Source organism: Acinetobacter sp. 1207_04 (assembly GCF_052850415.1).
This window is the reverse complement of record NZ_VXCQ01000007.1, coordinates 167264-192102: the sequence shown is the minus strand read 5'-3', so window position 1 is coordinate 192102 and position 24839 is coordinate 167264. Positions and strand designations below refer to the sequence as shown.

General features: G+C 38.2%; 22 protein-coding genes and 3 tRNA genes. 12 read left to right on the top strand and 13 right to left on the bottom strand.

Annotated features, from left to right (window positions below):
* Positions 1-2: 2 nt before the first annotated feature.
* The 3 genes from rbtA to cxpE form a co-directional block, all read right to left on the bottom strand.
* The gene (gene rbtA / locus FW754_RS08555) at positions 3-1811 is read right to left on the bottom strand and encodes a rhombotarget A (protein ID WP_446324391.1); all 1809 of its coding nucleotides are present in this window, start codon (positions 1809-1811) and stop codon (positions 3-5) included.
* A 109-nt stretch (positions 1812-1920) separates the two neighbouring features.
* Positions 1921-2628: a DnaA regulatory inactivator Hda gene (gene hda / locus FW754_RS08550; RefSeq protein WP_409511069.1), complete on the bottom strand. Its 708-nt coding sequence runs from the start codon at positions 2626-2628 to the stop codon at positions 1921-1923.
* 16 nt (positions 2629-2644) lie between these two features.
* Positions 2645-3847 (bottom strand): chloramphenicol efflux transporter CxpE, encoded by a 1203-nt coding sequence (cxpE, locus tag FW754_RS08545; protein ID WP_446324390.1) that lies wholly within the window; start codon positions 3845-3847, stop codon positions 2645-2647.
* 135 nt (positions 3848-3982) lie between these two features.
* Between cxpE and purM the strand changes: the two genes are divergently transcribed.
* Positions 3983-5053, top strand: coding sequence for a phosphoribosylformylglycinamidine cyclo-ligase (purM, locus tag FW754_RS08540; protein WP_419348006.1), 1071 nt, complete (start codon positions 3983-3985; stop codon positions 5051-5053).
* Positions 5054-5068: 15 nt separating this feature from the next.
* Complete coding sequence (gene purN, locus FW754_RS08535; RefSeq protein WP_446324389.1) at positions 5069-5701, top strand: phosphoribosylglycinamide formyltransferase; 633 nt, start codon at positions 5069-5071, stop codon at positions 5699-5701.
* A 251-nt stretch (positions 5702-5952) separates the two neighbouring features.
* Here the strand turns inward: purN and FW754_RS08530 are convergent, their stop codons facing one another.
* Positions 5953-6333, bottom strand: a complete 381-nt coding sequence (locus FW754_RS08530; protein WP_446324388.1) for a winged helix-turn-helix transcriptional regulator — start codon at positions 6331-6333, stop codon at positions 5953-5955.
* A gap of 110 nt (positions 6334-6443) precedes the next feature.
* Here FW754_RS08530 and namA point away from each other — a divergent pair, with 110 nt between their 5' ends.
* Positions 6444-7526: an NADPH dehydrogenase NamA gene (namA, locus tag FW754_RS08525; protein ID WP_446324387.1), complete on the top strand. Its 1083-nt coding sequence runs from the start codon at positions 6444-6446 to the stop codon at positions 7524-7526.
* Positions 7527-7743: 217 nt separating this feature from the next.
* Here the strand turns inward: namA and FW754_RS08520 are convergent, their stop codons facing one another.
* The 3 genes from FW754_RS08520 to sppA all read right to left on the bottom strand — a co-directional run bounded on the left by FW754_RS08520 (position 7744) and on the right by sppA (position 9879).
* Positions 7744-7911, bottom strand: coding sequence for a hypothetical protein (locus FW754_RS08520; RefSeq protein WP_446324386.1), 168 nt, complete (start codon positions 7909-7911; stop codon positions 7744-7746).
* A 19-nt stretch (positions 7912-7930) separates the two neighbouring features.
* Entirely contained in the window at positions 7931-8734 is an 804-nt protein-coding gene (locus tag FW754_RS08515) for an alpha/beta fold hydrolase (protein WP_446324385.1), read from the bottom strand.
* Positions 8735-8844: 110 nt separating this feature from the next.
* Positions 8845-9879 carry a signal peptide peptidase SppA gene (gene sppA / locus FW754_RS08510; protein WP_446324384.1) on the bottom strand — a complete coding sequence of 345 codons (1035 nt, stop codon included), beginning with the start codon at positions 9877-9879 and terminating at the stop codon, positions 8845-8847.
* A 138-nt stretch (positions 9880-10017) separates the two neighbouring features.
* Here sppA and FW754_RS08505 point away from each other — a divergent pair, with 138 nt between their 5' ends.
* Positions 10018-10998 carry a lysophospholipid acyltransferase family protein gene (locus tag FW754_RS08505; protein ID WP_419347989.1) on the top strand — a complete coding sequence of 327 codons (981 nt, stop codon included), beginning with the start codon at positions 10018-10020 and terminating at the stop codon, positions 10996-10998.
* Between the two features lie 56 nt (positions 10999-11054).
* On the opposite strand, the gene FW754_RS08500 is transcribed toward FW754_RS08505, so the two are convergent.
* The 3 genes from FW754_RS08500 to FW754_RS08490 all read right to left on the bottom strand — a co-directional run bounded on the left by FW754_RS08500 (position 11055) and on the right by FW754_RS08490 (position 15542).
* Positions 11055-13526, bottom strand: coding sequence for a DNA internalization-related competence protein ComEC/Rec2 (locus tag FW754_RS08500; RefSeq protein WP_446324383.1), 2472 nt, complete (start codon positions 13524-13526; stop codon positions 11055-11057).
* A gap of 98 nt (positions 13527-13624) precedes the next feature.
* Positions 13625-14302: a lipoprotein-releasing ABC transporter ATP-binding protein LolD gene (gene lolD, locus FW754_RS08495; protein ID WP_446324382.1), complete on the bottom strand. Its 678-nt coding sequence runs from the start codon at positions 14300-14302 to the stop codon at positions 13625-13627.
* Positions 14295-15542: a lipoprotein-releasing ABC transporter permease subunit gene (locus tag FW754_RS08490; protein WP_446324381.1), complete on the bottom strand. Its 1248-nt coding sequence runs from the start codon at positions 15540-15542 to the stop codon at positions 14295-14297. Before FW754_RS08490 ends, lolD begins: the two co-directional genes overlap by 8 nt.
* A 23-nt stretch (positions 15543-15565) precedes the next feature.
* On the opposite strand from FW754_RS08490, the gene FW754_RS08485 reads away from it, so the two are divergent.
* Entirely contained in the window at positions 15566-16138 is a 573-nt protein-coding gene (locus FW754_RS08485) for a PilZ domain-containing protein (protein ID WP_409511057.1), read from the top strand.
* 156 nt (positions 16139-16294) lie between these two features.
* Here the strand turns inward: FW754_RS08485 and FW754_RS08480 are convergent, their stop codons facing one another.
* Positions 16295-17233, bottom strand: coding sequence for a DMT family transporter (locus tag FW754_RS08480; RefSeq protein ID WP_446324380.1), 939 nt, complete (start codon positions 17231-17233; stop codon positions 16295-16297).
* A gap of 99 nt (positions 17234-17332) precedes the next feature.
* Positions 17333-17800 carry a YaiI/YqxD family protein gene (locus tag FW754_RS08475; protein ID WP_409511055.1) on the bottom strand — a complete coding sequence of 156 codons (468 nt, stop codon included), beginning with the start codon at positions 17798-17800 and terminating at the stop codon, positions 17333-17335.
* Between the two features lie 182 nt (positions 17801-17982).
* On the opposite strand from FW754_RS08475, the gene FW754_RS08470 reads away from it, so the two are divergent.
* From FW754_RS08470 to FW754_RS08440, 7 genes are all read left to right on the top strand, one after another.
* Positions 17983-19410 carry an amino acid permease gene (locus tag FW754_RS08470; RefSeq protein WP_409511054.1) on the top strand — a complete coding sequence of 476 codons (1428 nt, stop codon included), beginning with the start codon at positions 17983-17985 and terminating at the stop codon, positions 19408-19410.
* 224 nt (positions 19411-19634) lie between these two features.
* Positions 19635-19710, top strand: a tRNA-Glu gene (locus FW754_RS08465).
* 117 nt (positions 19711-19827) lie between these two features.
* Entirely contained in the window at positions 19828-21252 is a 1425-nt protein-coding gene (locus tag FW754_RS08460; RefSeq protein WP_419347969.1) for an amino acid permease, read from the top strand.
* 132 nt (positions 21253-21384) lie between these two features.
* Positions 21385-22284, top strand: a complete 900-nt coding sequence (locus tag FW754_RS08455; protein ID WP_446324379.1) for a hypothetical protein — start codon at positions 21385-21387, stop codon at positions 22282-22284.
* A 130-nt stretch (positions 22285-22414) separates the two neighbouring features.
* Positions 22415-22490: transfer RNA gene (locus FW754_RS08450), tRNA-Glu, on the top strand.
* A 42-nt stretch (positions 22491-22532) separates the two neighbouring features.
* Positions 22533-22608 (top strand) — tRNA-Glu (locus FW754_RS08445).
* Between the two features lie 195 nt (positions 22609-22803).
* Complete coding sequence (locus FW754_RS08440) at positions 22804-23505, top strand: glutathione S-transferase (protein WP_446324378.1); 702 nt, start codon at positions 22804-22806, stop codon at positions 23503-23505.
* A 23-nt stretch (positions 23506-23528) separates the two neighbouring features.
* On the opposite strand, the gene FW754_RS08435 is transcribed toward FW754_RS08440, so the two are convergent.
* Entirely contained in the window at positions 23529-24773 is a 1245-nt protein-coding gene (locus FW754_RS08435) for an NADH:flavin oxidoreductase/NADH oxidase family protein (protein WP_446324377.1), read from the bottom strand.
* Positions 24774-24839: the final 66 nt, after the last annotated feature.

Sequence of the window (24839 nt, the reverse complement as noted above, 5' to 3'; positions counted from 1 at the left end):
TACTATTTCTTAAACCTACGGAAACCAACCAAACCGATTAATCCAAGTAGTGCAAAAATACCTGTACTTCCACCTGATGTTTTTACTTTTTTATCTTCAAAAGTATTCGGCGGATCCTGAACGACTTTCGCAGGTACTTCAATATAAGGATTTCTAGAATCATTGAAACGTGTTGTAGTCGTTACCACTAAAATATTAAATTCATCTGCACCATGCCAATTTCCATTAGGCACATAAGTGATGTCACCTTCCTGCGTTATGCTGAGAGCTCCTTTTGATGGTGTATTCGTTTGTACAACTTTAAGACAACCAGGCAACCATGTTTTACCTTGTGGATCGAGCTCACTCCCCATAATGACTTTACATTGTGCAGGTGTAATTAAGTCTCCATCTTGCAATTGATCTGCTAGCGTAAATTTCGCTATCTCACCATAAAAGATATCTTTACCAACACTCGTAGTTGTTGTTTTATCGACTACAAGCTCTATTGCACCACGATCACATAGCTCAACACTACCTGGTCTTGATAAACCACGTTGATCGGCAGTAATACAAGACATCAAATCACTACCCGTTTGAGGTCCTTTATTGACAATCAATGAATCCGCTAATGTTGTGTAGTTAGTCAATAAGCGCGGTCTAAAATAACCTAAAATCGTTTTGTCTGACTCAGCAAAAGGACACAGTAAGCCATCTGAATTGACATCACACTTACCTTCGACACTCGTGCCAGCAATTAAATTTGCCGTGCCAATCAGTTGTGATGCACTGCCTGCACAGCCCACTGAGTAAAGGTTATTACTAATTTTATTGGCTTCAGCACCCGCAATAACACGACAATCTTCTGTACCATTTTTAGCCAAAATACTATTTACTACGTAAGCATTTTTAAATGGTGCATTTATAATTAAGCCTTTCGTGTTCATGACCATCGTAATGTTATTGACCATCATTCCATCCATGACTTTGATGGTATAGCCTTTATTACTAAACATAGTTGTATTAATCATGCCACGCCCTGAGGTCGTGCCAATGTTATTACTCGTCTTTTCATCAAAAGCCTGTTCACTTTCAAAAAGGCTTCCATCTGCATTCGTTACTTCATTATCACGAACTACTGAATTCGTTACAATAAACTGTGGCATGACACTATAGATCACACCACCTTGATTTGCAGTATTGCCGCGAAGTAATGAGTTTGTGACTCCAACGCTACTTAATGGCTTACTTTCCGTGTATGCACCTGCGTTATAAATTGCACCACCTTGTCGTGCCTTACCATTCAATAACTGAGCATATTGCAGCAATATATTTTCTTTGTTAAAAATCAAGCCGCCTTGATCTGCACAACTGTCCTGATCACAACCATTTAAAGTAATTTCATTCAATGAAGCTGTAATTAGACTGTCTTTATCTGTCACTTGATCGAAATTTGGTGCGAGCGTACGGTCAATCAAAAAAATACGATCTTTACCTGCCATTTTAATAACAGCATTATTTTTACCTAAAAGTGAATCTATAGCTGCATTTTCATAGACAGATTTAATTAAGAGAGGCTTAGAAATCGTCAATTGACTATTGATTTTATATTCTGACTTTCCGACCAATTCAATGATGCTTGATGCATCTTTACCACCGCAACCATTATATCCCGCCTCAGGCATCCCCTGATTGATATATGTAATTGCTTCACGTAAAGAACATTGTGCATCCGCCTTTACAACATCTTCTGTTGTATTGACCGTAATATTTGCACTATAAGCATGCCCTGTAATACACAATAATCCTAAGCTTATGCCCCGTTTGAGCATTATCGTCTCCTTGGTTTATTTTAATTATTTGCGTCGCAGCCCAAAAAACAGGCTTTAATCCTTTTCGCGTACTTTGTCACAGCTCAATAAAATTCTCAAGAATTTTTAATTACTGTCTGTATTCATCAATCAAGGCATAGATTTGTTTTAAGGTTGCATTTGACAGTCTTGTCTTTTCACCCTTAAGTAATTTTTCTAAACGATCAACCGATTGCAACAGTGTACTGGTTTGATGTGGTCCATGTAATAGCAAATATTCCGTTATCTGTGGGTCAAAATGTACACCCCTACGAACCAATACTGAATTTAAGAGTGCTTGACGATCTGCATGTGAATGACCAGCTGGCACTTTTACACTTACTGCTTGGGTTAATCGAGATTGTAAATCGGGTAATTCAAGTTTTAATTCGATAGGTGCTACACGTGATGAGAAGACTAATTGACCACCACCTTCATTATTATTATTAATTAAATGAAAAACTGCTTTTTGCCAATGTGGCACACCACTAATAGCCTCAATATCATCTAATGCGACTAAATCATAGCGTTCAAGTGAAGTAATTGCTTCAATAGGAGCATCAAGTAATTCAAGCAATGAAACTTTTATTGCCGTTTTTCCTATTTCCAAATAGGAATCACAAATTGCAGAAAGTAAATGGCTCTTTCCTGTACCTGCACCCCCATATATATAGAACCGATCCATTAATCCTGTATGAAGCTGGCGGATTGCATCAATTACAGGTCCCCATCCGGGTCCAGAAAAATCACTAATTCTAGCATCCAGTTGAGGCTCTATATCCAACTGCAATTGACGCATATATTTATTTCATTCCTTAAAGTGGATCTTGATTTGTTTTTACCTTTTCATCTGTATCTTGCGTGTTTTTAATTTCAATATCAAGGTCAAGCTGTTCACTTTGTACCGAAATCAATTCACTCGTCCCTTGGTTATGCAAAGTGACTGTTGTCGGTTCAGACTGAAAAAATGGCGTTTTTTCATAATACTCACGAACATGCTTGAGTAGTACAACAATGACAGCGGCAACTGGAAGTGCAATAAGCATTCCAACAAAACCACCTAGCTGTGCACCTGCAAGTACAGCAAAGACCACGGCAACTGGAGATAAGCCAATTTTATCGCCCAATAAAAATGGTTGTAAAATATAACCTTCAACAAGTTGTCCAACCCCAAATACAGCCAACACCATCAATAGATGTTTTGGATCCATACCAAATTGGAAAAAACATGCAATCACAGCAGCAACGATTCCAACACCAAAACCTAAATAAGGAATAATGCTACATAATCCTGCAACCATACCAATAATTAAACCAACTTCAAGTCCAATCAGTTGCAAACCCACGGCATAGATAATACCGAGGAGAATCATCACTAAAAATTGTCCTTTTACAAATGCACCTAAAACACTGTGACATTCACTGACAATTTTTAATGTACTTTGTTTATATTGACGTGGGATGAGTCCTTTCATGCTTTGCAACATGCGGTTCCAATCCAACATAAAATAGAAGGCAATCACAGGAATAAGCACCACTATGCCGCCAAGTTGAATAAAGCTTAGACCTGATTGGGCAATTTTGAGTGCAAGAGATTGGACGCTGTCAACACTATAGTTGGTTTGCACATAATCCATAATGACCTTAGACATCTGATCAGTATCAATTTCCATGTGTTCAACATTAAATGTTTGGGATACCCAAGGTAAAAGCGTTGAGTTCACCCAATGAATACCTGCGGGAATACTGTCGCGGGCATACATAAGCTGTTTCCAAACCAAGGGAACAAGGAACCACATCGCCCAAGTGATCACAACACCAATACCTATAAATACAGTCGAAATCGCCAACCAACGTGGTAGAAAACGATCTAGTTTTTCTACAATTGGACTAAATAAATAAGCAATTAAAAATGCAGCAACAAAAGGTACAACAACAGGTTTCAATAAATATAAAACCCAAAGCAACAGAGCAATGCCTGCAAGGATGAAAATTCGTTTTAAAGTCCGATCGTGCATCTAATCACGCCTTTTTCAGATTTAATCATTATAGAAAGTAAAATATTTAAATAAAGATAGCATTTTAGTGCATAAATAACATAAGAGTTTCGTATATTCGGGTATAATCTCCGCGCCAATGCGGAGACTTCAAATATGAGCAACTCATCTTCTACCCCAAACACTGGTTTAAGCTATAAAGACGCAGGTGTCGACATTGAAGCGGGCGACGCATTAGTCGATCGAATCAAATCAGTCGCTAAACGCACAAAACGTCCTGAAGTAATGGGCGGCCTAGGCGGCTTTGGCGCACTGTGTAAAATCCCAAAAGGTTATGAAGAACCTGTTCTTGTATCTGGTACAGATGGTGTCGGTACAAAATTACGTTTAGCACTTAACTTAAACCGTCATGACACAATTGGTCAAGACTTGGTTGCAATGTGTGTAAATGATCTACTTGTATGTGGTGCTGAACCATTATTCTTCTTAGACTACTATGCAACAGGTCACCTAAATGTCGATGTTGCTGCCAATGTCGTAACAGGAATTGGTGCGGGTTGTGAACTTGCAGGTTGTGCATTGGTCGGTGGTGAAACTGCTGAAATGCCAGGTATGTATGAAGGCGAAGACTACGATCTTGCAGGTTTCTGCGTAGGTGTCGTTGAGCAAAGCAAAATTATTGATGGTACTAAAGTAAAATCAGGTGACGTATTGATTGGTGTAGCTTCTTCAGGCGCACACTCAAATGGCTACTCTTTACTTCGCAAAATTCTAGACGTGAAAAACGTCGACCTTACACAAATCGTTGATGGTCGCCCACTTGCAGATGTTGCAATGGAACCTACTCGCATTTATGTAAAATCTATTCTTGAGTTGCTTAAACATGTAGATGTTCATGCAATGGCGCACATCACAGGTGGCGGTTTACCAGGTAACTTACCTCGTGTACTGCCAAATGGCGCTCAAGCAATTGTCAATGAATCTTCTTGGGAATGGCCAACATTATTCCAACTTCTTCAAAAAGAAGGTGGTGTTGAACAGTTCGAAATGTATCGCACATTTAACTGTGGCGTAGGCATGGTTCTTGTTGTGGATGCAACTGAAGCTGATAAAACTGTTGAACTTTTAACAACACTTGGCGAAAAAGCATGGGCAATGGGTCACATTGTTGACAATGCTGAATCTGTTGAAGGTGCTGATGAAAAAATCCGTGTGATTTTTGCATAAGCCTAAGTCAAGAAAATGATTAAAATTGCTGTCCTCGTTTCAGGCAGTGGAAGTAACCTACAAGCCCTGATTGATGCCAATCTTTCAGGGAAAATTGTCGGTGTTATTTCCAATAAGCCTGAAGCCTATGCTTTAAAACGTGCGAAGCAGGCAGGTATTGCCACTGCAATTATTGAGCATAAAAAATATCCAAATCGTGAATCATTTGATGCTGTAATGCATCAACAATTGCTTGATTGGGATATTGATTTAGTGATTCTTGCAGGTTTCATGCGTATTTTAAGTGCTTCATTTGTACAATCTTGGCAAGGTAAAATGGTGAATATTCACCCTTCTCTCTTACCAAATTACAAAGGTATGCATACCCATCAACGTGTGTTAAATACTGGCGATGTGTTGCATGGTTGTACTGTACATTATGTAACTACTGAACTCGATGCAGGTCAGGCTTTAACACAAGGTGTGTTAAAAGTGGGCTTACATGATACTGAAGAAACTCTCAGTAATCGCATTCATGTACTTGAGCATTTAATTTATCCTCAAGCCATTGAATGGATTTGTAATGGTACGATTCAGCATTTAGACAATGGTGACGTTCACTACAAAGGTCAAAAACTCGATAAACCTATTCAGTTTTGTCAGTTTTAAGATTCTATTATCAATAAAAACGCATCTTAGGATGCGTTTTTTATGGAATAGGTTGAATAATGAAATGTCACTTAAAACAGCCCATTTATTTAAACCAAGCGGTTTTATAAATTATAACTTATTGAAATAATTAAACGAATATAGCTTATTTCCTATACGGTGCATTCTATTAGTTTTAGAATTTTTTAAGAGTTTATAAAGCAGTTATACAAAGCAAAATATCTATAAACTTTGCTTTTTAAGTCTTTAAATCAAATTTTTAATGCATCTAAATCTTCATCAATTGCAGTTTTTAACCCTCTTCGCTCAAGCCATTTTCTTCCCCAAAGACTTAGCTCCAAAATCAAGTGATGCAATTCTTTCCCCTCTTCACTTAGTGAGTATTCCACTTTTGGCGGGACAACTGGATACACCTTCCGAATCACCAAACCATCTTCTTCTAACTCACGTAATTGTTTAGTAAGCAATCTTTGATTAATACTGACCAAATGACGCTGTAGTTCACTAAAGCGTAAAGTTCCATCTTTAAAAAGATGAAATAGAATAACCCCTTTCCATTTCCCGCCAAGGATATGTAAAGCAGCTTCCATTGAGCATCCGGGTGCAGAATCGTAGTTACGAAGTTTGGTCATAATAATTTATGGTTACCTTTTGGTAAGTAGTGGAATATTTTTAGCGTATAAACAATTTTTATTAGTATGTACCATTATTGCAGTCAAATACAAACTCTATTAGGAAAACAATGTCAGCTCTTTTATTTCACCCCATTACCATCCGAAATACTGTATTTAAAAACAGAATTGCAATGTCTCCAATGTGCATGCACTCAGCAACAGTAGATGGCTACATCACTGACTTTCACATTGTTCACTATGGTGCACGTGCTTTAGGTGGTGCAGGTCTGATCATGCTGGAAACTGCTTCCGTATTACCCAATGGTCCAATCGGTCCGGGTGATATTGGTATTTGGGATGATCATCATGTCGAAGGTTTAAGTCGCGTGATTGAAGTAATTCAACGTTTTGGTGCGAAAGCAGGTGCTCAACTCGGTCATGCGGGTCGTCAACTAGGAATTGATTTACCCTCTATTGCACCTTCTGCCATTCCTTTTACGGCTGAATCACGTGTTCCACAAGAAATGAATATTGAACAAATTCAGGAAGTAGTTGAAGCGTTTCGTTTAGGCGCAGCGAGAGCAAAAAAAGCTGGCTTTGATGTCATCGAAATTCACTGTGCGCATGGTTATTTGCTCAATGAGTTTTTATCGCCACTCGCAAATAAACGTACTGATCTGTATGGTGGGAGTCATGAAAATCGCTATCGTATCGTTCGAGAAGTGATTGATGCTGTGCGTTGTGAATGGGATGGTCCATTATTCTTACGAATTTCTTCAACCGATTATGTTAAAGGTGGTAATACATTAGAAGATTTTCTAGTTTATGCACAATGGATGAAAGAACAGGATATTGATCTTATTGATTGTTCATCAGGCGGTATTGCGATGGTTCCAGTCAATACTTACCCGAATTATCAAGTACCTGCTGCTGAATTGTTACGTAAAGAACTCAAGATTATGACAGGTGCTGTAGGTCTTATTGAAACAGGTCGTCAAGCAGAAGAAATTTTACAAAATGGGCGTGCAGATATTGTTCTTGTTGGACGAGAAATGTTAAAAGACCCGTTCTGGGCACGTACAGCAGCGGATGATTTGAAAACAGAAATTGTAGTTCCACCACAATATACCCGTTATGGTTCTGCATGGCAGCGTAGCCTTCCTCGACCAGAAGTAGCACCTTTGAATATTTCAGTTGAAAAAAGTGCTTAAGCTAAAGTAAATTGCATAAAACCCTGATTTTTAATCAGGGTTTTTGTACAGTTATTTCCAAATAAAAAAGTCTTATAAATACATTTAATTCTTTTTTAGGCAATTCTGACAAATTTCGGAACTAAAAAAACGACATTTGAAAAGCTTTTTGAGAAGCTCCTTGCGGGAAAGAACGCTACATCAGAACCAATTTTTATCCATTAGAATTTTTCATAAATCACAACACATTCGCTGCAAAACTCACTAGCTTTCTAACTCTATTTGTTTCAGCGAAACAGATATCATTTTCTAAATCAAATTCAGTAACAATTATCTGTTGAGGCAAAAATGGAAAAATCCCTGAAAAAATATCATTATTTATTTTTAAATTATTGAATAAACTCATTCAACATATCCTTAAATAATCATTTATTTTGAATTAATGCTTTAACCAATTCAACCGTTTCAATCGGATACTCTAAAGGAAACATATGTCCTCCTTGCATTACTACATAAGGAATACCAAGTTTCTTTTTGATTACCTGAGGCAATTTCTGCTTAATAAAAGGACTGTCTTTTCCAGAAACCAAAATCGTTGGGACTTTAGGCTTTGGCATTAGAAGCCAATATAGAGTCGAATTGGTTCTAAAAATTTTAACTTCATCATCACGTGAAATGGTCAATTCAACCCCACCTCGCCTAGGATCTTCCGTTAGTGCATATTTGATATAGTCTTGAAAACAGGTTTCATCAAACAATTGATAAAAACCTTTTGGACGCAATAATTCAGCCGCTTGCTCATGTGAATCCCAATGATCACGGCGTTTAGCACTTAAACCTGCAGGAGTAATTTTATCTAACATTTTGGGGTGCAAATATTTCATCAACATCATTACAAATGAGGCTTTGCCCACAATCAATGGAGGGTCGAGTAAAATAACCTGTTCAAATAGTTCAGGTCTTTTATTAGAAGCCAACAAAGACAAAACAGCCCCTAAAGAATGACCAAGTGCAATAACTTTACGACCCTGAGCTTGCTGTACAATACTATCAATCACTTGATCTGCCAAACACGTCCAACCGTTTGTAATTGGATAACGATGATCAGAACCAATAATTGGTGTATAAATCACATCATATTGTTCTTTCAATAAATCAAATAATTTACTGTAAACAAGTGCAGGCACACCATTGGCATGTGCAAAATGAATTAAAGGCTTATGACTCATATTTTTAATCTCTTCATCCATCTTTTTACATTACAGTCTTCATTGAACACATAGATCACTCAAATATTAAAGCAAAAAAAATTGCGGAAGTTTTTGCTCCCGCAATAGCTTTACTGCATTTTCACATCATTCTGATTCAAACCAACAGTTTGTCCAACAGCCTCACCAATCCCTTGCCCCACTTGAGCCCCCATACGACCAAGTACACTATCAAATGGGCTATGTTCAATTGTATAGTTAACCGTTTTATTGATTTTCAGCTCACGTTTTAATGTTTCGATATTACCCTTTTTATCAGCAATACCCAGTTCAATCGCTTGCTCACCTGTCCAAAATAGCCCTGAAAAAATAGCAGGATCTTTTGATTTCAATTTTGTACCACGCCCATCTTTCACAGCTTGAATAAAGTGACTATGAACGTTGTCCAATAAAGCTTGAATATGTGCTTTTTGCTCAGGATTGACAGGCTTAGTCATACTAAGAATGTCTTTATTATTGCCTGATGTCATCGTACGATCTTCAACACCCAACTTTTGTGCTAAGCCACTGACACCATAGTTCGGCATAATCACACCAATTGAACCAATCAAGCTTGAAGGATTGACCCAGATTTCATCGGCTGCCGAAGCAATATAATAAGCACCTGACGCCCCCATATCACCAACTACAGCATAGACTTTCTTTTCAGGATGCTGTTGTTTTTGGTAACGAATTTCTTGCCAAATATCATCGGACTGCACAGGCGAACCGCCCGGTGAGTTAATATTCAACACCACGGCTTTACTGCTTGTAGTCGCAAAGGCTTTTTTTAGTGATTTAATGGTATCTTCACTGTTGACACCCTGACTACTTGACTCAATTGTACCGACAATATTAACCACACCAAGATGTGTATCACTTGTACTCAGACCGTCTTCACCGCCTGAAAAATAACAACTCTTCATCATCATACCAAGCACGATAAAGATATAAAGGAAAGTTAATCCTTTAAAAACAATTCCCCATTTACGACTGCGACGCTGTTCTTCCACAGATGCAAGCACGACTTTTTCTAGAATTTGCCATTCTTGCCCGCTTGTTTGCTGCCCTGATGTTTGGGGCTGATTTATATTGTCATTTTGTGGTTTCGGTGGCCAATCGGACATAGACTCAATCCAGATAAAAATTTTAAGACAACATTATATACAACGAATGTGCATAATCTGTCTAATCTGCCAAAATTAACTTATAATTATTTTCAAATTACGCTAGTCTTTAATATAAGTACAACTTACCGAAAGAATATGACTCATAAAACAAATTCAACTACGACCCGCCTTCTTCATTTTTTAGGTCAGCGTTCAATTCGTTTCTCACGTCTTTTTGCACGTATGTTGGCAGGCTTCGTCAATATTGTTCATTCGACAAAAACCTCAAAAACGATTCGGCTCAACATTGAAATTTGCCTTCCTCAATACAACCGCCAACAGCGTGAATACATTACTCAAGCTGCAATTCGTAACGAATTACAGTCCTACTTTGAATTTTTTGCTATTTGGGGCAGTTCAAGTACAAAAAATATCTCACGTATTCGAAAAATTCAGGGGGAATCTTATTTTCATGAAGCTTTAGCTCAAGGCAAAGGCTTGGTGTTAATTGTTCCACATTTTGGCACATGGGAAATTATGAATGCATGGGTTGCTCAATACACCCAAATGACCATTATGTATAAACCTATTAAGAATGAAGATGCCGATGCATTTGTCAAAGCTGCACGTAGTCGTGAACAAGCCCATTTGGTTCCCACGGATGAATCAGGTGTTCGTCAAATTTTTAAAGCTTTAAAGCAAGGCGGTACAACTGTTATTCTCCCTGACCATACCCCACATGTTGGTGGCGATATGGTTGACTATTTTGGTATTCCTCTTGCTTCAAGCAGTCTAAGTGCTAAGTTGATTCAAAAAACCAAAGCACGAACGGTCTTACTCTATGCCATCCGCTGTGAGGATTCTGATCAGTTTGATTTATTCATTGAACCTATTTCTGAAGATATTTACCAAGGTTCTGCTGAACATGGCACACACGTGATTCATCAAACACTAGAACATCTTATTGAACGCTATCCTGAGCATTATCATTGGAGTTATAAACGTTTCAAAGCACATCCTGAATTAAGACGTTTATATAATTTGCCACATAAAGAGGCAATGCAACTGATTGAGAAAATCCGTACAGAAAATTTGATGAATCAGCAAAATACTTTAGAGATAGATTCTGCAGAATAGATTATTCTGCTTATCTATTTTTTCAATTTTAAAATCAATTTGTGTATCGTGTATTTTCAACGTCTAAGCCACGTCTTTTCTGACCTAAATTCACGTATTTGCATCTCATGGTTATGGTCTAACTGGAACTGAATTGTCCCCTGATCAATAGTTGTGAGTAGTGGAATTTTAAGTGCCTGTAAACGAGCGAGTGTAATTGGACTAGGATGATGATAGCGATTACCAAAGCCTGCCGATGCAATCACAAGTTTAGGATGAAACTGTTTTAAAAATGCAAAGGATGAACTGTACTGACTACCATGATGTCCCAAAACTAAAACATCGACATTCAAATGCGGATAGCGTTGTAAAATTTGATACTCCGCTTCCCATCCTGCATCTCCCATGAGTAAAAAACTCTTATATCCTTTTCCAACTTGTAGTGCTTGAATATATAGAACGCATGACAATTCATTTTGATTATTGGCAACTTGGTTTAAATCGGCAGATTGTGGCGACAATACTTCTATTTTCACCTGACCATATTGCCAGACCTGCCCTGCATGGCAATATTCAAAAGGATAGCCATCAAAGCGTTGATCTTTTTGATTGGAAACAACCTGATCTATTTTTATTTCTTCTGCGACACGGCTAAATGCACCACTATGATCTTGATCTAAATGTGTCAATAAAACACTGTCCAAATGTTTAACGCCTTGTTGCATCAAATACGGAATAATAATTTGCTGTCCAACACTGAACTTACTTTCATCATAATTTCCACCAGTATCAATCAACATATTATGCTTAGGCATGTGTAAATAAATGGCTTGCCCCTGACCAACATCCAAGATATTTAAGCGAAATGCATCATCATGTTTCACCCCCAACAGTATTGGTACGACACATAGCACAGCCCAACCCTTTGGGATCACGCCACGTGGTAAAAAAATCATCAGCACTGAAAGTGAAAGCATAAAAATCAGCATCGGTGTCATGGCAAACCAATGTAAGCTCGATGCCATTAAACTGTCTAAACACCCCAACATCCACAGCAATAGTCTTAAGCAGGCATCTGCAAGCTGAAAAAATAACATACCTAATGGTTCAAACAGTAGCCATAAAAATGCACCTATCACCTCAATGGGAACAATCAACGCACCAATGATTGGAATAGCAATTAAATTTGCAAAAGGTGCAGCCCATGACACTTGCTGAAAAATAAGAATCACTAAAGGAAATAACGCAATAAAAATTTTCCATTGCGATTCAACCAGTACTTTTAGCCACAAAACAGTTTTATCACGCCAAGTTTGAACCTGTTCATGTTCAGTTGCAGCCTCGCTTTTTTGCTGAATGGTTTGATAAACCCGAATTAGAATAAAACATGCGCCATAAGAAAGCCAAAATGCAGCGGATAAAATACTAAATGGGTCAAAGAGTAATAATAAAGCCGCACTTAAGACTAAAATACTCGATGCTCGCATACGTTGTTGCAATAAAATAATGGTGCTGATCAATATTACGGTCAATAATGTGCGCAGTGCCGGGATCTCAAAACCAACAAAAGCCGTGTATAACCAAACACACAGTACAAAGGGTAAAAGCATTAAATAGGGTCGTGGGATTTTCAGATAAATCTGAGGTTTAAAACGCTTAATCAATAAATTGATTACAAAACAAAAAAGTACGGCAAAAATCAACACATGCGGTCCTGAAATCGCCAATAAGTGCGATATCCCCAAGCGTTTAAACATTTGTTGTGTTTCTTTGGATAGTAGACTTTCATCACCTGTCAGCAAGGCAAGCAATAAGCCTTTTTGCTGAAAAGGTTGCCGAGATAAATAGTCACGAAAATCAAAGCGCTTTTGCTCAACCGCAAGTTTTAAGCGTGCATTCCAGCTCGCTTGCTTTTCTATAAACTGCTGAAAATTATAGCCAAGATTGGATACTTCATTTGCTGTGACGGGTTGAATTGTTTTAACCTGCAACGTTGCCATCACATTGTCTTGTAGCATCCATTTTTCAGCATCAAATACACCGGGAACCGCATAACTATGTGCAGGTCGAACTTTACCACTGACCTGATAATAGTGCCCCGGCAACATATTGGCATATGGTAATTCTTCCTTAATATTGAGTGTCCATAACATCGGTGAGTGTGCTTGATTGAGCACAACGGCTTTTTGACGAATTTTCGCACCTGAAGGATCATCCAATACCCACTGACTGATCTGTGAAATATAGACAATGGCATCAACTTGTTCAATGTGCATGACTCGTTTAGCAAGCCGCTGATCTAATTGAGTATTAGCATAAAAATGCCCCGCAAAAAAACCACTTAAGCTAAGTAATATCCCAAAAATACTGCGATAAATTGGAGAGTAACTCATTTTGGCTTTAAAAAAAGGCAGTAATAAACCAATGCCACTCAAGAAAAAAGCCACAGCAGCAACAAAAGAAACAGTCGATTGAAAAGTGCTAGGAAAAATATTGCCTATTGTCAAAATTCCGACAATCCACCCTAACAAAAGCAGTAAAAAAGACATAATGATCTTCAATTTTTATTCTTATAAAACTATTAAAGCCCATTTACATGAGCTCTAACAAGGTTCGCTATCGGATTATTGACCAAGAATATAGTTGATTAGACCCATAAACCATCTTGCATATGCAAAACTCGATCGGCTTGTTTAGCAAGTTGTTCATCATGCGTCACAATCAACATTGCCATATTGAGTTCTTTACGTAAATCGGCAAGTAATTCAAAAATACCTACTGCTGTATTACGGTCTAAATTTCCTGTTGGTTCATCAGCAAGCATCAATTGTGGGCGAGTCACCAAAGCACGAGCCAAAGCCACACGTTGTCGTTCACCACCTGATAACTCACCAGGTTGATGAGTCAGACGATGACTTAAACCAACACGTTCAAGCAAATATTCTGCTCTTTGTTTGGCTTCTTTAAAGATCATATCTTTACGCAACATCAACGGCATTGCCACATTTTCAAGTGCCGTAAACTCAGGCAATAAATGATGGAATTGATAAACAAAACCTAAATGTTGATTTCGTAGAAAACCTCGCTCAGCTTCGCCCAATTGATCAAAGCGTCTGCCATTCAACAAAATGCTGCCCTGAGTAGGTAAATCGAGTCCACCCAAAATATGCAATAGCGTACTTTTACCTGAACCTGATGAACCAACAATTGAAACAAATTCACCTTGTTCAATAGCAAGCGATAAACCTTTAATCACATCGACATTGTTTTTACCTTCATTGAAGGATTTATAAATATCTTTTGCCTCAAGCACCAATTTACTCATAACGTAATGCCTCAGCAGGTTGAATTTTCGCAGCACGGTATGCAGGGTAAATGGTCGCAATAAAGCTTAAGCCAAGTGATAATACGACAATTTTCACAACATCTTGCCATTTCAAATACGAGGGTAAATAGTTAATAAAATAGGCATCAAATAAATGCAGACCAAATGCCGTACTCACCCATCCGACCAAATCACTGACTGTTAATGCAAGTGTAATGCCCAAAATTGTTCCCATGATTGTACCGACCACTCCAATTACAGTACCTTGCACCATAAAAATTTGAGTAATGGTTTTCGGTGAAGCACCAAGGGTACGCAAAATTGCAATATCAGCCTTCTTATCTGTGACGACCATCACTAGTGAAGATACGATATTAAATGCAGCAACAATCACAATCAGCACGAGTAACAATGCAACCATGGTTTTTTCCATCTGAATAGCACTAAACAGATTACCGTGGGTATACGTCCAATCAGAGGCATAAAAATTGCCACGACCCGATTGATTTAAGTCACGAACAATTTCATTGGAAATTTGTGGTGCAAGGAAAATGTCATCCAATTTCATTCGAATGCCTTGTGCACCATCAGGTAGTCGAAGTAATGTAGAAGCATCATTGAGTGCGATATAACCTAAACTTGAATCAACTTCTGCACCAATACTAAAAATACCAACAATTTTAAATCGTTTAAATCGGGGTACAACACCTGCAGGTGATGGTGTTGCTTCAGGCAAAACCAACGTGACGCTGTCATTGAGTCTTAAACCCAATCCATCCGTCATTTGCTTACCCAAAACGATGCCGTATTCACCTTTTTGTAGCTTATCAATGCTTCCTTCAACCATGTGTTGCTGAATAATTGAAACATTCTTTTCGTATTTAGGCTCAATCCCCGTGACCATAATCCCCGCAACAGTGCCTTGTGCTGTCAACATCCCCTGTAATTGGGTAAAAGGAGCAACGCCAGCGACATGTTCATGCTGTTCAATTTTCTTTGCAAGTACGGGCCAGTCTGTTAATATTTGTGTTGAGGAAACAGTAGCTTGGGGTACCATACCTAAGACACGGTTTTTTAGCTCACGGTCAAAACCATTCATAACAGATAAAACTGTAATCAGTACAGCGACCCCAAGGGTCAGACCGATCATGGATACGAGAGCGATAAAAGAAATAAAGTGATTGCTACGCCGAGCGCGAGTATATCTCAACCCTATATACAGTGAGATTGGTTTAAACATACCATCCAGTCCGAGGTGTTTTTATGGAAACGTTACAGCATCAAAATGATGGAAACGAGCGTCGTGTTATGTCTCGAATCGATGCTGCATTAAGAATCAACTATCAGGTCATTGCTGAGGAAGTTGCACTTAACGATCCATACGATCCTAATTTTGTATTACCGCGCTATTTTCTACTACTTGCAGAATTAGATCAATTTGATCATGCGATTCAATACGAATTGGAACAATTAAGTGAAAAAGATCAACAAATTGCTCGAATATTATCCTTATTTAATCAAAAATTAAACCTCATCACTGGTTCTTTGTACGATTCGATTGTACAAAGTATGTTACCTAGTCCTCAACATGTAAATTTTTCAGAGAGTGGTTTTAGTTTTCACAGCAATACATCTGTCAAACAAGGCGCTTATTTACACGTCACACTCAGCCATCCTGAAAACTTTTTTCATATTGCTGCCATTGCGCAAGTCGCTTATTCTGAACCTCATCATGAAGGGAGTTATCGAATTGGTGCATACTTTGTTACACTTCATCCACAGGATAAGGTGAAATTATCACAATGCATTAAAAATCAACAAATTGAAACAAGTTGAGCTTATTATTTGAAGGTGTGATTAAAAAATAAGCACAACAAATTCATTTATAAACAATTTAATTATTTTAAATAAAAATAGCAGAACGAATGGTATGAAAAATGGACTATTTCAAGTATCCATTCGTTCTGTATAATCTTAACGCTATAATCAACATCATGACTGATGATCTATATGTTTTAACTTTTCGGCCAATATTCGATTCGCTTTAAAGTCTTTATAAAAATATAAAAATAAACCTGACAACAAAATACCTGCTCCAACAAATACCATCGCAGATGGTTTTTCATTATTTAACATTGAACCAAATAACATCGCCAACATAGGTGTCATCACTGTGGTCAATGATAATGTCGTCGCTTTAATATTTTGTACCAGCTTAAAATAACAGAACATCGCAATTAGAGATGCCATAATCACCGTATAAAGCAGTGCAAGTAATGATTTGGTTTCAGGAATATGCGTCGGAGCATACTGCCAAATAAAGGGCAATAATGCGATTGCAACCCCTGTTGATACTAAAATTGAACCTGTTGCTTGCGCCATAGGCTCAACTGTTGCATTGACTTTTTTCACCCAAAAAATCGACAAACAATAGGTAAATACACTCATTAGCATTAAAGCGATTCCAATCGGATGTACATGCTGTCCTGCACCACTACTCATACAAATCACAGCAAGACCGCAAACAGATACGGACATGCCGAACCATTGCAAGCGGTGTAGTTTTTGCTGAAAGCCAAAACGTCCAATTAAACCCGCCATAATAGGTGACAAACCAAACATCAACGCAATAATGCCTGAGCTTAAATAATTGGTTGCAAGGTAAGTAAAAAATTGCGAACCCATTAGACTAAAAGAACCCGCTACATAACTATGTAACGCGACTTTATCGAAGGGAAAATGAATTTTTAGCAACCACAGCAAGGCAAGTGCAATAGGTAATGCAAGAAAAAATCGAATGACCAATGCCCACATTAAATGTAAATCTTGCACACTCCACACAATAGCAAGTGGCGTTGTTGCCCAAATAAACACCAACAAACCATAAGTCAGCATGATATTACTTTGTGAAACAGGATTTTGCGCAGACATTTTATTTCCAATGACAAAAACAACATCAAAACGATGCTGTTGTTTCTTACATATACATTAATTGGTGAATGGCTCTTTGAAAAAAATCCACAACGAACATTACGCTGTTTTACGTTTCTGCTTCATAATGGTCTGATCAAGACTACTTGAAAATTCACGTTTATCACGTTCAGAAATCGGTGGTGGTCCACCAGTTTGCACACCTGCACCACGAAGCGTTTCCATAAAATCACGCAAATGCAAACGCGCTTTAATATTGGCTTCAGTATAGATTTCACCACGAGGATGAATCGCGATCCCACCTTTCTCAATCACTTGAGCCGCAAGCGGAATATCTTGCGTCATGACAATGTCATTCGCTTTCATACGCTCAATAATTTCTTTGTCTGCCTGATCTGAACCTTGCATGACTTGTAAAGAATTAATCCGTATTGATGGTGTAATTCCAACAGGTTGATTAGCAACAAAGGTCACTTCCAATTGATAGCGATCTGAGGCACGAATAATCACCTCACGAAGAATTTTTGGCAATGCATCTGCATCGACCCAAAGTTTAAATGGCAACACGTGCTATTCCAACAATTCACTTATGAGCAGTCTAACAAATACTGTTCGATTTAAAATGCATTTTCAAGTTTTATTCTGATTTCTCATACATTGATAAAATATTCAAATGTATTTGTGAAGTATTTTGTGAATTTTCACATTATATTCTAAAATACAATTTTAAAATTATCGCCATCATCATTATGCAATCTTCACAGCCATCTCAGCATCATCCTGCTGATGGAACATCAGTCCATCTGAAAAGAACAATGACTAAACGGCATTTAATTATGCTGTCCCTCGGTGGTGCCATTGGTACAGGGCTATTTCTTAGCTCAGGTCAAGTGATCTCTCAGGCAGGCCCGATCGGTGCCATTATTTCCTATATTATTGGTGGTCTAATCGCCTATATGGTGATGCTGTGCCTCGGTGAACTGGCTGTAAATAATCCTGTTACCGGTTCATTTGGTGCATTTGCGACTAAGAATATTGGACCAGGCACAGGTTATATGGTGTCGTGGATGTATTGGTTAGGATGGTCAGCGACCCTCGGTACGGAGTTTACCGCAGCCGCTTTACTGATGCAGGAATGGTTTCCAAGCACGTCTATTTGGCTATGGACACTCGTTTTTATTATTGCAGTATTGGTTTCCAATCTATCATCAACTCGTTTTTTTGCCGAATCTGAATTTTGGCTATCTTTTGTCAAAGTCAGTACGGTGCTGATCTTTATCCTGCTTGGACTTGCTGCTATTTTTGGATTCGTTGGTTTTGAAGGCTACACCTCTGCACCACTGTTCAGCAATTTGACTTCGCATGGTTGGTTTCCCAACGGTTTATTTCCAATTTTTGCCACTATGTTAATTGTTAATTTTGCATTTAATGGCACAGAAATGATTGGGATTGCCGCAGGTGAAACCGAAAATCCTGAAAAGAATGTACCTAAAGCAATTCATGCTGCGGTATGGCGTTTGATGATTTTCTTTGTCGGCACTATTATTGTCATTAGTGCTTTACTTCCCTACCAAGATGCGGGACTCAATGCCTCACATGGCAGCGGTTTAAGTAGCAGTCCATTTGTTTCTGTTTTTAATCTAATTGGTATTCCTTATGCAGAAGATATTATTCGTTTTGTAATTATCACGGCATTACTTTCTACTGCAAACTCAGGGCTTTATGCTGCATCACGCATGATGTGGGCACTCTCAGTTCAAAAACAATTACCCCGCGTTTTCTCTAAATTGACCAAATCAGGTACCCCTGTTATTGCTATTTTAGTAACCATGATTGGTGGTTTACCAGGATTACTCTCTGAACAATTTGGCGCAGATGTGATCTTTAAAAATCTACTGGGTGTTGCAGCATTCACCATGGTCATTGTGTGGATGAGTATTTGCTGGAGTCAATTTAATTTCCGACGTAAATGGTTGCGTGAAGGTCATACTCTTGCCGAATTGAAATTTAAAACACCATTATTCCCACTTGTGCCCATTCTCGGCTTTGTTGCCTGTACAGTTACGGGGTTAAGTATGGCTGCAGACCCTGAAATGCTTTCAGGTTTCATTGGTTGCTTAATCTTTATGGCAGCCTGTTATGCAAGTTACTATTGGTTATATCATCCTAAAAAATAATTTGAAGATTTATAAAGATCAAATACAGATACGTTAAAAACTGTGCGTAGAACGTCTATTCAATTATTCAGGGGTAAATATTTGCCCCTGTTTTCTATAAAAATTATGTTCTTTTTATCTTAATTTGCTATTTTTCATCCAATCGATTCACAATGCTATAAAAAATCCAATTTCTTGTTTGACAGCCCCATTAAATATCCATATTATAGCGCCATCTTCTAAACGTCCCTATCGTCTAGAGGCCTAGGACATCGCCCTTTCACGGCGGTAACCGGGGTTCGAATCCCCGTAGGGACGCCATATTCTGCTTTATCTTTATTATAAAAATCATCCTCAATTTTATTTCCATCATTTCTCAATTGCACTATTTCATAATATCACTACAATAACCCGCTTCACGTTGTTAACTTTCTTATTATGCAATCTCCACACTCTCAGCAGGATGCTGTACAGTCATCTTCCTCTGCACCGTTAAAACGTGCAATGAGTACTCGTCATTTGGTGATGATCTCACTCGGCGGTGCTATTGGTACAGGCTTGTTTTTAGGTTCTGGTGAAGTCATTGCTCAAACTGGTCCTGTTGGCGCAATCATTTCCTATATCCTTGGTGGCATCATTGCTTACATGGTCATGCTTTGTTTAGGTGAACTTGCGGTACACATGCCCGAATCAGGCTCTTTTGGTAGCTATGCCAACAAATACATTGGTCCAGGCACTGGCTATACAATCACTTGGCTCTATTGGCTCACTTGGGCTGCAACATTAGGCACAGAATTTACTGCTGCTGCACTACTCATGCAAGAATGGTTTCCTGATATTTCCATGTGGCTATGGACAATTATCTTTGCAGCGGTAGTCTTTGGCTTAAATATGAGCTCAACCCGATGGTTTGCCGAGTCTGAATTTTGGCTTGCATTGGTCAAGGTCATTACTGTCATTGCCTTTATCATTTTAGGCTTATTGGCTATTTTCGGTATCATCAATTATCAAGGTTATGAATCTGCACCACTCTTTAGCAACTTGACTGCTTCAGGTTGGTTTCCCAACGGCTTAATTCCTATTTTCACCACCATGCTGATTGTCAACTTTGCCTTTTCAGGAACTGAGCTAATTGGCGTTGCAGCAGGTGAAACCGAAGATCCTGCTAAAAATGTCCCTAAAGCCATCAACACAGCCATTTGGCGTTTATTGATTTTCTTTGTCGGTACAATCATCGTCATCAGTGCATTACTGCCACATAACATGGCAGGATTAGATGCTCACGGTGTTAGTAGCAGTCCTTTCGTGACCGTGTTTAACCATATTGGTATTCCGTATGCAGTAGATATTATTCGTTTTGTGATTATCACCGCACTTCTGTCTGCTGCCAACTCAGGGTTATTTGCAGCATCACGCATGATGTGGGCACTCTCCAACAAAAAACAATTACCTGCAGTATTCGCAAAAGTCAACAAACGTGGTATTCCTTATGTTGCTGTAATGGTCACCATGATGGGTGCATTACCTGGGCTACTTTCAGAACAATTTTCACCTGAATTGATTTTCAAAAACTTACTGGGTGTTGCTGCATTTACCATGGTAATTGTATGGATGAGTATCTGTCTCAGCCAATTCAACTTCCGCCGCCAATGGTATAAAGAGGGACATACAACTGCTGAGTTAGGTTTTGCCGCTCCACTGTTTCCAATAGTACCTATACTCGGTTTCTTCTTCTGTTTGATCACCTGTATCAGTATGGTATTTGATCCTGAAATGTGGGCAGGTTTCATCAGTTGTCTGATCTTTATTACGCTGTGCTATACCAGCTATGCTGTATTCTATAAAGCAAAAGATCAAAGCTAAGCCAATTGAAACACGCCATATTTTTCTTAAAAAGTGTAGCCCTTCGCTACACTTTTTTACATTCTGATACAGCATATTTTCAATAAAATCCTTAAATTAGAATCATCTATATAAGAATATTTAAGCATTACAATGAAAATTATTTTTATTCATGGTATGAATCAACAAACCTATAATGCTGAAAGCTTAAAGCAACATTGGCTTGATATTTTTAAACTTGGTATTAATGAACTCCATCTCCCCGTAAAAATTGAAAACTTAGATATTGCGTTACCTTTTTATGCCGACTTAATCACTGAACACCAATTGAGCAACACTTTTGATTTAGATGCCTTCTTACCCAAATCTCTCTTAAAATTCCACTTACACAAGTGCGTACAAGCCCAACCAAGTGTCGTTACACAATCAACTCGTATTCCAATACTGCCCTACTTCACCCCAAATCAAAATTTAAAACTCTCTACACGCCTATATCTAGGCTCACAACTCGTAAAAGACAAAGCCTTAAAAGAGTTTTCTTTAATTCTTAATAATTTCCCAAAATTACATGAAAGCTTAATTCATAAGTTTTTAATAGAAACCTATTTATATTTAGCAAATACTGAATTTATGAATGAAGTACATCAACGCATTTTAGCCTGCTTAGAAAAAGGCGAAGAATATATTATCGTTTCACACTCACTAGGGACAGTCATTGCATACAATCTCTTGCAACAACTCAATGCTGAATATTGTATACAACGATTTATCACCCTAGGTTCACCACTAGCTTTTAAGGTGATTCAATCAAAATTGATGCAACCAATTACAAGACCAACAAGTTTAAATGGTGATTGGCATAATTTTTATTCACCCGATGATTTTTTAACAACATTCCCATTAATCAACGAACCTTTTAATTTTAATCCCGAAATTATTAACACCTCAATTTCAACTTTTGTAAATTCACCACATAAAATTACAGGCTATCTGCAACACCCTGCAGTCATTCAAAATATTTTAGAATTATTTTTAAACCCACCCCCCAAATAACGTTTTATTTTTAAACGATTATCTATTTTTTGCTACTTTTTTAAACATCTGAACGATATTTCCTATTTTGGCTCAGAAAAAGGTTTGACACATCCCCATATTCACCCTAATATACGCCCACCTCTGAAACGTCCCTATCGTCTAGAGGCCTAGGACATCGCCCTTTCACGGCGGTAACCGGGGTTCGAATCCCCGTAGGGACGCCAATTTAATTGGTATAAAAGTTTCAGATAGTGCCTCACTCTATTGTCCCTATCGTCTAGAGGCCTAGGACATCGCCCTTTCACGGCGGTAACCGGGGTTCGAATCCCCGTAGGGACGCCACATTCAGAATTGAAATTTATTTTTTAATTCAACAAAAAAGCCTGAGCATTGTGACTCAGGCTTTTTTATGTATTATTGATTTATATTTTATTCATTTGCATGATCAACATGCAATTCTATTGACTTACATTTTCTATTTTTCTCATACAATATACTTTATGATCAAAACTAAATAGCTTACAGAATAAAAATACAATGAAACTCAAGTTACATCACCACCCAAACTCTCGCTCACAACGTATCGTTTGGCTGCTTGAAGAATTACAACTTGATTATCAACTTGAAATCCATTCTACGCATACGAAAAATGAAAATGGACAACCGTTAAAATTTCCAACACTCCTGATACAAGATAATGATGCACAAAATCAACTTAGACTTACTGAAACGAGTGCAATCGCTGAATACTTATGTCAAAAACAACAGAAGCTCATTATCTATCCCAACCAACAAGACTATTGGAACTTTTGTTTTTATCAACATTATGCTGATGCAAGCTTTATGCCCAATCTTGCCCTCAAACAAGTATTTAGCCAAATAGCTCAGCAAACACCTTGGCTTGTTCGCTTTGTCAGTATTGCCTTTAAAGCTGCATTCAACAAAGGTTATTTAAATCCTGAAATTCAAACACAGTTGCAAATACTCAATACACACTTAGAAAAAAACCATGCCAAAAATCAAATTTGGCTCACGGGAGAAGATTTTACTTATGCAGATATTCTCTTATGGTTTCCACTACAAGCAAGTGCTTACGCCTACCCTGACTTTGCACATTACCCTGCACTCGTAAATTATTTACAGCAAATAAAAAGCAGACCTGCCTTTCAAGCATCGCTACAAAAAGGACAATGGTCTACTGATCTATTTCAAAATTACTGGCAAATCACATCAAAGTAATTCAAACAGCTTGGCAATTAAGCTTAAGCCGATTTACGAGAGTTCACACGCCCCTGAATCACTGCCTTCACATTATTTTTTGCATAACCTAAAAATACTTTAAATGGTGATAATTTTGGATTTGGCTTTTTACCTTCACCAATGGCTTTAAATTGTGCTGCATACCAAATAATTTCCATAATCGCCATTTTATCGACAAAAGTAATACCTGTTTTAATCTGTTCCACAGCATAACGCACATCTTGCCCTGCAATGAGACGATCTGTTAAATCCGTTTCTACAGCCAATGGTCGTGCAATACCAATAAACTCGCACGCCCCACTATCCAAAGCAGCATTCATACCTACAACAGTACGGAAACCGCCTGTCACCATCAAATGGCACTTCACTTCTTTACGAATTTTTTCAGCAAAGTCGAGGAAGTATGCTTCACGAGCAATACTACTTTGCTTACGTTTTTCAGCTTTTGCACCTGCCATTGCAGGTGCTTCATAAGTACCACCTGAAATTTCAATGAGATCAATACCAGCAGTATCAATCGCTTTAAACACCTCAACGACTTCTTCTTCTGTAATACCACCACGTTGGAAATCGGCAGAGTTCAATTTTACTGAAATAATAAAATTATCTGAAGTTTCCGCACGGACTGCTTTATAGATTTCCAATAAAAAACGCATACGGTTTTCAATTGAACCACCCCATTGATCATTTCGCTTATTCGTCAACGGTGATAAAAACTCACTAATCAAATAACCATGCGCACCATGCAATTGAATACCTTCAAAACCTGCTTTCTCACAAATCACCGCAGACGTTGCAAAACGCTGAATAATGTCGAGAATTTCATCCTCACGCAACTCACGAGGCGTGGCAAAGGTTGTTGCCAACAATGGACTAAAAGGCACAGCAGAAGGTGCAACTGTTTCTTTATTTAACCCTTTAGGACACTGGCGACCTGGATGTGACAATTGAATTAATTGCACCATGCCATATTTCTTACCGATATCTGCCCATTCTTTAAGCTTTACAAGATCACGCTCCGTTTCGATGACGACTACACCTGGCTCATTTTTAGCACGGTAGTCAACCATCACATTGCCTGTAATCGCACAACCTAAACCGCCTTTTGCCCATGCCTCATACAATCCCAAATGCAAATGGTTCGGTTGTCCTGCTTGGTTGGCAAGTGCCTCACTCATTGCACCTTTAATGATTCGGTTTTTGAATGTGGTATTTTTAATTTTTAAGGGTTCAGCAATTCGATTCATTATTCTGGCTTCCTTTTAGAGTTTTTACTCTACCTAATTTCGTACTGAGTTTAAAGTTGACAATAC